The organism is Ruminococcus sp. AF17-1AC, assembly GCF_003461385.1.
Classification (GTDB): Bacteria; Bacillota; Clostridia; order Oscillospirales; family Ruminococcaceae; genus Hominimerdicola; species Hominimerdicola aceti.
Genome location: NZ_QTWZ01000031.1, coordinates 1 through 5,921 on the forward strand (window position 1 = coordinate 1; position 5,921 = coordinate 5,921).

General features: G+C 41.9%; 5 protein-coding genes. 4 read left to right on the forward strand and 1 reads right to left on the reverse strand.

Annotated elements, in window-relative coordinates; all coding sequences use genetic code 11:
• Window positions 1-328 precede the first annotated feature (328 nt).
• A complete protein-coding gene (locus DWW81_RS13665) occupies window positions 329-607 on the forward strand; it encodes a helix-turn-helix transcriptional regulator (RefSeq protein WP_242989653.1) in 279 nt (92 codons plus the stop codon).
• 107 nt (window positions 608-714) lie between these two features.
• Here DWW81_RS13665 and DWW81_RS12620 read toward each other — a convergent pair whose 3' ends face one another.
• A complete protein-coding gene (locus tag DWW81_RS12620) occupies window positions 715-1,899 on the reverse strand; it encodes an MFS transporter (protein WP_117898139.1) in 1,185 nt (394 codons plus the stop codon).
• A 111-nt stretch (window positions 1,900-2,010) separates the two neighbouring features.
• On the opposite strand from DWW81_RS12620, the gene DWW81_RS12625 reads away from it, so the two are divergent.
• The 3 genes from DWW81_RS12625 to DWW81_RS12640 all read left to right on the forward strand — a co-directional run bounded on the left by DWW81_RS12625 (window position 2,011) and on the right by DWW81_RS12640 (window position 5,581).
• Window positions 2,011-2,964: an AraC family transcriptional regulator gene (locus DWW81_RS12625; protein ID WP_117898138.1), complete on the forward strand. Its 954-nt coding sequence runs from the start codon at window positions 2,011-2,013 to the stop codon at window positions 2,962-2,964.
• Between the two features lie 445 nt (window positions 2,965-3,409).
• The gene (locus DWW81_RS12635; RefSeq protein ID WP_242989652.1) at window positions 3,410-4,534 is read left to right on the forward strand and encodes an ADP-ribosylglycohydrolase family protein; all 1,125 of its coding nucleotides are present in this window, start codon (window positions 3,410-3,412) and stop codon (window positions 4,532-4,534) included.
• A gap of 3 nt (window positions 4,535-4,537) precedes the next feature.
• On the forward strand, window positions 4,538-5,581 hold the full coding sequence (locus DWW81_RS12640; RefSeq protein ID WP_117898136.1) for a GIY-YIG nuclease family protein: 1,044 nt from the start codon (window positions 4,538-4,540) through the stop codon (window positions 5,579-5,581).
• Window positions 5,582-5,921: the final 340 nt, after the last annotated feature.

The following is a 5,921-nucleotide window of genomic DNA, read 5'->3' on the forward strand; positions in this document are numbered from 1 at the left end:
TCTCTCTTTTCTTTTTTCTTAATTTTGTCCAATATCTATTGTAGCACTACAAAGTTGAAATAGCCAGATTATAACGCTTATTGACATACAAGTCAATGAATGATATTATTAAGATATAACGATTTTAGCACAGGCGGTGAATTAATTTTGAAATTCTACGATTATCCGATAATCAGCAAAGAAAGCAGTCTTCCCGTCTTTTTGGTGAGCGTCGGGCTATCTGTACAGCTTTTTCATTGAATTGAGCCGTCTTGCGGCGAAAGGAAAAGGCAGTGTACAAATCGCCCCTGCGGTGACAAAGGCGATCGCATATATTGACGAAAACTATATGAAACAGCCCGGCCTTGAATCCATAAGCAAAGCCGCAGGCGTTTCTTCGCAGCATTTGTGCAGATTATTCAGGCAGACCTTGAACTGCCGACCGATGGAATATATCACAAAACGCAAGATACAGGCGGCTAAAATGCTTCTGGCAGAAACGCAGAAAACTGTCGATCAAATAGCTGAAGAAACAGGTTTCTGTGACAGCAGTTATTTTTGCAAGATTTTCAAAAGGTTCGAGAGTATTACTCCGTCGCAGTTCAGAAGTATAGAACAGGCTCTATGAAATTCGTAAAATGACCGCTGACACCGTATGAAAAACAAAAAGGCATCATGTCCGGATACATGATGCCTTTTTCCTATTGTAGCTTTGCATAAACCTGCCGGATATGATCAGTTATTCCTGTGTCTGGCTCTGTTCAGCAGCAGGAGCGATATCATAAGTATCAAGGGAAATGCGCAGCCTGCGAGCATACCTTTCTGCATATCATCGCCTGCACGCTGGGTGATATTTCCTACAATAGCGGGACCGAGTGCTCCGCCAAGATCACCAGCCATGGCGAGGAGTGCAAACATTGCAGTTCCGCCGGTGGGTATTTTTCCCGAACAGATGCTTATAGATCCGGGCCACATGATACCTACCGAGAATCCGCACATTATGCAGCCAAGAAGACCGATTACAGGTATTACCGACAGGGATGCAGTGATGTAACAGGTCAGACACAGCAGTGCCGAGCCTATCATGAATTTCATAAGATCGAGCTTTTCGCCGTACTTCCCGTAAAGTGTACGGCTTATGCCCATCGTCACCGCAAACATACACGGTCCTGCAATATCTCCGACTGATTTAGTCAGTCCGAGAGCGGATTCAGCAAATGCCGACGCCCACTGCGCCATTGAAAGCTCCGAGGCTCCCGCACAAACCATAAGCAGTATCGTAAGCCAGAACAGCGGTACTCTGAGCAGGTCACGGATACGCATTCCCTCGCCGTCCTCGACGGGGTGTGCAATGGGACATACTGAAAAATTGTAAACATTCACCAGCGGAATTATCGCCCAGATACAAGAGAGCCACTTCCAGTTTTCTATGCCGAAAGCAGTAAAAAACAGTGTTGAAATGAGTATGACTCCGACCGAACCCCAGCAGTAGAATGAATGCAGCAGGCTCATTGCAGCTTCTTTGTGCTCAAACGGGCAGGCTTCAACTATCGGACTTACAAGTACCTCGGTCAGACCGCTTCCCATTGCATATATGACCGTGCTTATAATTATTCCTAAAAACGGATCGGGAAGCAGTTCTGGCAGAAAAGCAAGCCCGATAAGTCCCAGCGCAGAAAACACCTGCGAACCGATAACGCATTTCCGATAGCCGATCTTGTCAGCGAAACGTGCGCACAGCGCATCTATGATAAGCTGAGTAACAAAAAATACCGACGAGATAAGGGCAATTTTTCCAAACGGAATACCATAGCCATTGTGAAATGTGAGAAATAGAAGCGGAGCGAAATTAGCAGCTATTGCCTGTGTGATGAATCCAAGATAGCAGGATATAAGTGTTTTTCTGTAATTCACAGCCATATTGACAAACTCCTTTACAAATGATATAATCAGATTATATAGTAAATTTCGTAACATTTCAATACACAAAATCACATTTTTATTACACAATATCGTAAATCGGGTGAGAACATGGGAAATGCAATCAAAAAGGACAGGATCACAACGGACGAAACCTTACGTGAAACTGCAAGTCACGGCAGCGAAGAATATCCGTTCAGTTACTATTATGAGGACATCTGGGATTTCGATTTTCACTGTATCGACTGGCACTGGCACCCAGAGGTCGAATTTGTTTATGTACAGCATGGCAAGGCTGATTTTCTGGTGGGTGGAAACAGGTATGTTCTAAGCTCGGGCGATGGGATCTTTATAAATTCTCAGGTGATACACAGGTTTGAAGCAGAAGACAGCGCCATCATTCCGAACATTGTTTTTTCACCTGTTCTGCTTGCGCCGCAGGGCAGTCTGATATACAGCAGATACATCAGACCGATAATTGAATCAACTACCGAATGTGTGATTTTTTCCGCCGAAGAAACAGCGCACCACAGCATTATCGAAACAATGAGGTCGGTATTTGCTGTGCAGGGTTCTGGCACGGCTTCTGAAATGGAAACGGTAGAACTGCTGCTGAAACTATGGCGCCTGTTATATGAAAGCATACAAATAACAGACTGCGGCCCCGTGTCCGGGCATTCCGCACAGACGCAGGCTAAGCTTCAGATAATGATGCAGTATATTCATGATAATTACAGCGGTCAGATAACACTGGACGATATTGCAGGAACAGTTCTTATATGCAAAAGCAGTGTTCTCAATATTTTCAGGATATACCTGCACACATCGCCGATAAATTACGTTGTAGAATACAGACTGAAACGTGCGTCAAAGCTCCTTGTTGATACCGAAAACAGCGTTTGTGCCATAGCGCATGAAACAGGATTTGAGAACATCGGCTATTTCTGCCGAAGATTCAAAAAGCTGTACGGCGTTACACCGATAAATTACAGAAAATACTATTGCAGTGCAGAGCGTAATTCAATGAGAAATATACATTCTGACACAAATGTCCTGTTGGGCTGATGAAATAGCTAAACTTGATAAAAAGATATCAGATTTAAGAGAGTATGACAAAATCTGCAAGCAGAGGAAAGAACGCCTTAATAATACAACTCAGATTATTGATGAGATTTTGTCCGAAGGTTCCGGAACAATCTGCACCGCCAACGGTGGGCTGCCTCCGGCAGCACGAAGAAAGCTCTACTATGATCATATATTTCTCGTTGCATAATTCTTGTTCGAATAAAATGTGTCAAGGGATATTGACAAAACCAAAGCAGCTCTATAGACTTTTTGAGATTGGGTAATTTACTCTATGGAGTTGCTTGAAGTTTATTATACTTTTTTAGTCATCGGTGGGGTGGATGCGGAGGGTTTGACGGTTACTTTTACTGTACAAAACTATTTCCCACAAACCTTTATAAATATGGTATTATAAAAGAAATTAAGATCATAGGAGGAAAACAAAATGGATGATATGCTTGATAAATACAGAGGTTCGCTGGTCGGTGGTGCTGTGGGTGACGCTTTGGGGTATGCCGTGGAATTTTACAGTGAAAGACAAATTTTCAGCGAATATGGAAAAAATGGCATAACTGAATATGCGCTCAAAAATGGCAAAGCCCTTATTTCTGACGATACTCAAATGACGATGTTTACTGCAACTGCGTTGCTGGACGGGATAACAAGGGGCAAGCTTCGTGGGATAATGGGCGACTTTTCGACCTACATGGCATTTGAGTATCAAGGTTGGTATCTGACGCAGACCGCAAATTATCCCGTTGATATTGAAGAAAATTATGCGAAATATAGCTGGGTCATGAATTTGCCTGAAATGTTCAGCCACCGTGCACCGGGAAATACCTGTTTGTCAGCCTTGGCGGCAGGGGGAAAGGGTACTATAGAAAAGCCTATAAATAACAGCAAAGGCTGTGGCGGAATAATGCGTGTCGCACCTATCGGGCTATATTTTTCAGAGGGTAAAATGGATATCGCAAGTATTGATAAGATAGGCGCTGAATGTGCCGCTATTACTCATGGGCATGAGCTTGGATATATCCCTGCGGCGGCTCTTGTTCATATGGTCAGTTTGTTATCCCACAATAATGATATCACCCTGCTTGAAGCTGTCACGAGTTCGGTAAGGACAATGCAGCAGATATTTAACAGAGCTAAATATATTGACGATTTTGTGGAATTGATCGAGCTTGCGGTCAAACTTTCACAGTCAGGCGGCAGTGACCTCGACAATATACATAAGCTTGGCGAGGGCTGGGTGGCTGAGGAGACTTTAGCTATTGCAGTGTATTGTTCACTGAGATATCAGGATGATTTTGATAAAGCTGTATGCACAGCGGTAAATCACAACGGCGACAGCGACTCAACAGGTGCAGTTTGCGGAAATATTCTTGGTGCATATCTTGGCTATAATGCAACACCACAAAAGTTTAAGACGAATTTGGAATTTCATGATGTTCTTTTGACCCTTGCAGATGATCTTTACAACGATTGTCAGATGTCTGAGTACAGCGACAATTATGACAAGGTATGGCTTGATAAGTATGTTCATAAGACGTATGGAAAGAGGGGATAGGCTTTGAGCGAGCGGAATGACGAACTCACAAGACTTAGTTACACCTTGGGCGAGAACATGGAAGACAGGTTTTATGTTTATATGCTGCAAGACGATAATGGAAAGCCTTTTTATATCGGCAAAGGGCAAGGTGGACGAGTGTTTTGTCACGAAAACGACGCTGATAAGCTGTTAGAAGTTATACGCTCAGAAAACGGAGATAGAAATGTCGATTATTCCAAATTATCTGAAAAAATAAAAACTATCATTAAAAGTAGCGGCAAGGTTGAAAAGGTCATAATAAAATGGGGGTTGACCGAAAATGAAGCATTTATGTGCGAATCTGCGCTTATGAATATGTATGATTACATTTTTCCTGAAACGCTCACCAATATTTCTAATGGTCATGCAAGCAATGCTGAAAAGCACTCTCACGCACTTGACGGATATAAAACGAAAGCGAGAAATGTGCAGGATTTTCTTGATAATGTTGCCATAAGAGAAGTGGATTTCAAAGAATACTGTGGAAATATCCCTGTTGTTTTCATTACAATAAATAAAAGCTATCCGCTTATGTACAAGGAAAAATGTGCCGACTTGCAAAGGGAAGATTTTATATACGATTCAGCAAGGGGCTTTTGGGATATAAACATAAGGCGTACAAGGTATGCAAAATATGTTTTAGCACTTTATAGGCAGATAGTGGTAGGTGTGTATCCTGTTAATGAGGATAGCTGGAGAGTTACAACAGACTTTGATGAAAAGGAATTCCCCATATATCCCAAGAAGTATCGAGAAAACGATAAACTGTTGATACAAAAGAATAGGACTTATGACGAGTACAAACGTCTTGGCGGACAGAATGATGAAAAATGGTTTGATACACGTCGGAAAAGAATCGGTTTTGAAAAGTGCAAGCCTGAGAACAGCGAGGAATATTCGTATCTATGCAAACTAAAAGGCACATATCTCAAGGACAGATTTTTCAAAAACCAAATGTCAGTATATAATTATGACGTGGACAAGGACGGAAAGCTGAGATTTTATAGTTCTGCAAACTGGTGTTAATAGTGGCGGCTATTTCAACTTACATGTTGATAAATGTAAACTTTTTCAGAAAGTATGTTGTAATATATGACAATTTGGGATAAGGCTGTAGACAAATGGGGCGATTGGCAAGCTGCACAGCATATAGCTAAAAAATATGATGATGACGGATATCTTCGCAAGAATGAATAGCATAAACAAAAAATAAGCTGCTACAGAAAAAAGTCTGTGGCAGCTTATTCTATTCAGAACAGTCCTAATTTTAACCTATCAATATCAGCTCCTGATATCTGTTTGTACGAATCCATAAGATTTTGAATCATATTTAATGACGAGCGGCTTGAAAAACAGCTGCTGTTTT